Here is a 4266-nt window from a genome sequence, read left to right on the forward strand (position 1 = left end):
GCCCGAGCTCGACCGCGCCGGGGTCGTCGGCGGCCGGGACGGCGACGGCCTGGGGCGCCAGGGTTTCGGCCCGGCGGGCGGCCAGGGCGGCCTTGGTTTCCTCATAGGTCTGCCGGGTGATCTTATAGCGGGCATAGAAGAAGACCGCGATGAAGCCCGGAACGCCGGCGATGATCCCGTCCCAAAGGGCCAGGTTCCAAACCACCTCGGCGGGGACCTCGCCCACCTTGGCCCGGGTGGGGAAGGCGATGAGGGTCAGGACGAAGCCCGCCAGGGCCGCGCCGATGGCCTGGTCGACCTTGGCGAAGAGGGCGCGGGTGGAATAGAGCACCCCTTCCTGCCGAACCCCGAACCGGAGCTCGTTCTCGTCGGCGATGTCGGCCAGGGCCGACATGATGCTGATGGAAAGCACGCTGGCGGCGCCGTAGCTCAGCACCGAAAACGCGATGAGGATCGGCAGCAGGCCTTGGGTCGAGGCCGTGAGCATGCCGGCGAAGCCCATCAGGATCGGGATGCTCGGCGCCAGGGCATAGACGATGGCCGAGACGATGATGGTGCGCTTCTTGTCGAACCGGCCGTGCAGCATGGCGGCGAACAGGAAGGCGGTCAGATAGCCGGCGAAGGAGCCGATGACGAAGAAGCGGATCTGCTCCGACCCCAGGCCCCAGTAGTAGGTGTTGGTATAGAGGTGCAGGCCGCCCCGCAGGCCGATCATCATGCTGAGGAAGAAATAAGCCACCAGCAGCCAGACATAGTTGATGTTGGCGAAGGCCTTGCCGATGTCGCGGAAGAACTCGAAGGGGCTGAATTTGGGCAGGTTTTCCGGCGGCTTGGGCAGGTGGGGGATGCGGTCGCGGGTGAACCAGGCCGAGGCCGCCAGCAGCAGGAGCGCGATCCCCCCCATGATGATGGAGAAGGGGCCGTAGGGCTCCGGATTCAGCAGGCCGCGGGGATATTCCGGCGTGGCCTTGAAGAAGTAGCTGAGCGCGATCCAGGTGGTGGCCGCGGCCCCGGCCCAGGTGAAGAAGCTGTTGTAAGCCATCACCTTGGAGCGTTCGGTGTAGTCGCGACTGAGCTCGCTGCCCAAGGCCAGGTGGGGGGTGTGATAGAAGGTCATTGACTGGCGCAGCATGACCACGGTCACGGCGAACCAAGTGAACAGCGCCCAGGTGCCCAGGCCTTCCGGCGGGTTGAACACCGCCCACAGGGACAGAACGATGGGGATGGGGGCGAAGAACATGTAGATGTGCCGCCGGCCCCAGCGCGACCTCGTGCGGTCGGAGATCGAGCCCACCAGGGGATCGGAAATCCCGTCCAGGAACAGGCTGGCGGAGATGGCGAGGCCCGCCAGATGAGCCTCCAGCCCCAATACCTGATTGTAGTAGAGCATGGCGTAGGAGCCGACGGAGAAGAGCGCGATCGACTCTGCGCCGCTGCCGACCCCGAAGGCGAGCTTGGTCCTGAAGGGCAGCTTTTGGCTGGCGCCCGAAGAATCCTGGGCCATTTCAATAATCCTCCCGGGCGCGATCTTGAAATATGGGCGCGCGCCTCTAAGGCCGAACAAGCCTGAGCCGGGCCGCGCCGTCAACCGCCCGCGCATACCACCCCCTAGAGCCTGGCCGAGGAGGCTGCATCCGGCGGCGCCGACGGCGGGGCGGGGCCGCGAGAGGGGCAAGTTTCGCGATCAAGATTGACTTGCAATTGCGGCCCGGCTAACCGCGTTCGATAACGCAAATCGCTCGCATAATAAGGGGATAATCTGTGCGACTTTCGCTGCTGACCACCGCTGCGCTTCTGCCGTTCCTGGCGCCTGTCTGCGCCCTGGCCGATGACGCCGCCACGCCGGTTTCCGAACTGGTGGTGATCGGGGCGGAAGGCCCGGCCGACTTCCCCGGCGCGGCCACCCGCCTGGAGGCGGAGGTCTTCGAGCGATCCTTGCCCAACGACATCAACGACGTCCTGCGCCGGGTTCCGGGCCTGTTCGTCCGCTCCGAGGAGGGGATGGGTCTGCGTCCCAATGTGGGGGTGCGCGGCCTGAACCCCACGCGCTCCACCGAGGTGCTGATCCTGGAGGACGGCGTCCCCCTGACCTATGCCCCCTATGGGGACAACGCCACCTACTACCACCCGCCCCTGGAACGTTTTACGGCGGTGGAGGTGCTGAAGGGCGCCGGCCAGATCGTCTATGGCCCGCACACGGTGGGCGGGGTGATCAACTACACCACGCCGACCCCACCCCGGCAGGCGGAAGGCCGCCTGATCCTGCGCGCCGGCGGCAATGAGACCGGCGAGGTTGTCCTGCACGGCGGGAACACCTTTGGCGACATCGGCGTGGTGGGCGGATTTGCGGCCGGGACCAACGCAGGGGTGCGCGACAACCAGAAGCTCTTCTACACCGACCTGTTCCTGAAGGCGGTGGTTCCCCTGGCCGACGACCGGGAGCTGACCTTCAAGGCCTCGGCCTATCACGAGGACAGCAATGTCAGCTATTCGGGCCTAACCGAGGCGGAATACCGGGCCAATCCACGGGGCAATCCGTTCCGCAACGACGAGTTCGTGATCTGGCGCTACGGGGCGAGCCTGGCCCACGGTTGGCAGGTCTCCGACGATCTGCGCCTGAACACGGTGCTCTACGGCTCGAGCCTGGACCGCAACTGGTGGCGGCAATCGTCCAATTCCGGCCAGCGGCCGGCGGATTCCGCCGATCCGGCCTGCGGCGGCATGGCCAATCTGAACACCACCTGCGGCAATGAGGGCCGGCTGCGGCAGTACTACATGTTCGGCCTGGAACAGCGGGTGACGCTGAACTGGGCGGGCGGCGAACTGCTGGCCGGGGCGCGGCTGCATGCGGAGAACCAGGAGCGGTTCCAGTTCAACGGCGACACGCCCACCTCGCGCACGCCGGGCGTCGGCCCCGGCGCAGGCGTTCGTGAACAGAACGTCCGCCAGGCCCGCGCGGCCTCGGCCTTTGTGAAGAACACCTTCCGCCTGGGCGACTTCGCCCTGACGCCGGGGGTCCGGTTCGAGGCGATCGCGTTCGAGCGTTCGGACAAACTGGCCCGCACCCGCGGGTCCAGCGATCTCAGCGAATGGATCCCGGGCCTGGGCCTTTCCTGGAGCGCCGATCCGCGCCTCACTGTCTTTGCCGGCGTGCACCGGGGCTTCTCGCCGCCGCGGGTGGAGGACATCATCACCGGCGCCGGCGGGGCCGTGGAACTGGACGCCGAGCGCAGCGTGAACTGGGAGCTGGGCCTGCGCGCCGCGCCCACCCCTGGCCTGGACGGGGAACTGGCGCTGTTCCGCATGGACTTCGACAACCAGATCGTCCCGGCCTCGGTGGCCGGCGGGGTGGGCGCCACGGCCACCAGCGCCGGGGAGACGCGCCATTCGGGCCTGGAAGGGGCGGTCAACTTCTCCAGCCAGGCGGCCTTCGGCACCTCGGTGGACTGGTACGCCCAAGGCGCCTTCACCTGGGTGGAGACGGCCGCCTATCGCGGGCGCCGGTTCTCGTCCATCTCCGGCTTCGGCAATGTGTCGGTGAGCGGCAACCGTCTGCCCTACGCCCCGGAATGGACCGGCCGCGCGGCGGTGGGCTTCGACACGGGTCGCATCCAGGCCGAGGTGGAGGCCGTCTATACCGGCGAGATGTTCGCCGACGACCTGAACACGGTCGCCCCCACGGCCAACGGCCAGCGGGGTCTGATCGAGGCCGCCTGGCAGTACAATCTGGCCGCCGCCTACCGGGTGCCCAACACCCAGGCCAAGCTGACCTTCGCCGTGCGCAACCTGGCCAATGAGACGTTCATCGTCGACCGATCGCGCGGTATTCTGGTCAATGAGCCGCGCGCGGCGGTGGTCGGCCTCGATCTCGCCTTCTAGGCCGAAGGATCAGGGGCGGCGCCGGGGCGCGAAACGGCGCTCGCCGGAGAAGACCCGCCCGTGGCCGCCGCCCCCCTGATCCTCACTGCCGCCCTCGATCCTGGCGGCTTCGACTGGTTCGACGACCTGCGCCGCGCGCACTTTCCGCCAGAGCGCAATCTCGTGCCGGCCCATCTCACCCTGTTCCACGCCCTGCCGGGCGATCAGGAACCCCTCATCGCCGAGACGCTGAAGGCCGCGTGCGCGACGCGCGCCCCCATGACGCTCTCGGTGCGCGGCCCCTGGTTCATCGGCCGCGGGGTGGCCTATCGGATCGCCTCGCCGGAGCTCGACGCCCTGCGCGCCGAACTGACCCAGGCCTTCGCCCCCTGGCTGACGCCCCAGGAC

The 4266-nt window shown here is 68.0% G+C and carries 3 protein-coding genes; 2 read left to right on the forward strand and 1 reads right to left on the reverse strand.

The features are described from left to right. On the reverse strand, positions 1-1504 hold a 1504-nt coding region (locus tag V7D28_RS14110), incomplete at its 3' end, for an MFS transporter (RefSeq protein ID WP_333588020.1). A gap of 257 nt (positions 1505-1761) precedes the next feature. Here V7D28_RS14110 and V7D28_RS14115 point away from each other — a divergent pair. Further along, a complete protein-coding gene (locus V7D28_RS14115; protein ID WP_333588021.1) occupies positions 1762-3879 on the forward strand; it encodes a TonB-dependent receptor family protein in 2118 nt (705 codons plus the stop codon). A gap of 60 nt (positions 3880-3939) precedes the next feature. Continuing rightward, the coding region (locus V7D28_RS14120) for a 2'-5' RNA ligase family protein (RefSeq protein ID WP_333588022.1) at positions 3940-4266 on the forward strand (327 nt) is incomplete at its 3' end.

Source organism: Phenylobacterium sp., assembly GCF_036723115.1.
GTDB lineage: Bacteria > Pseudomonadota > Alphaproteobacteria > Caulobacterales > Caulobacteraceae > Phenylobacterium.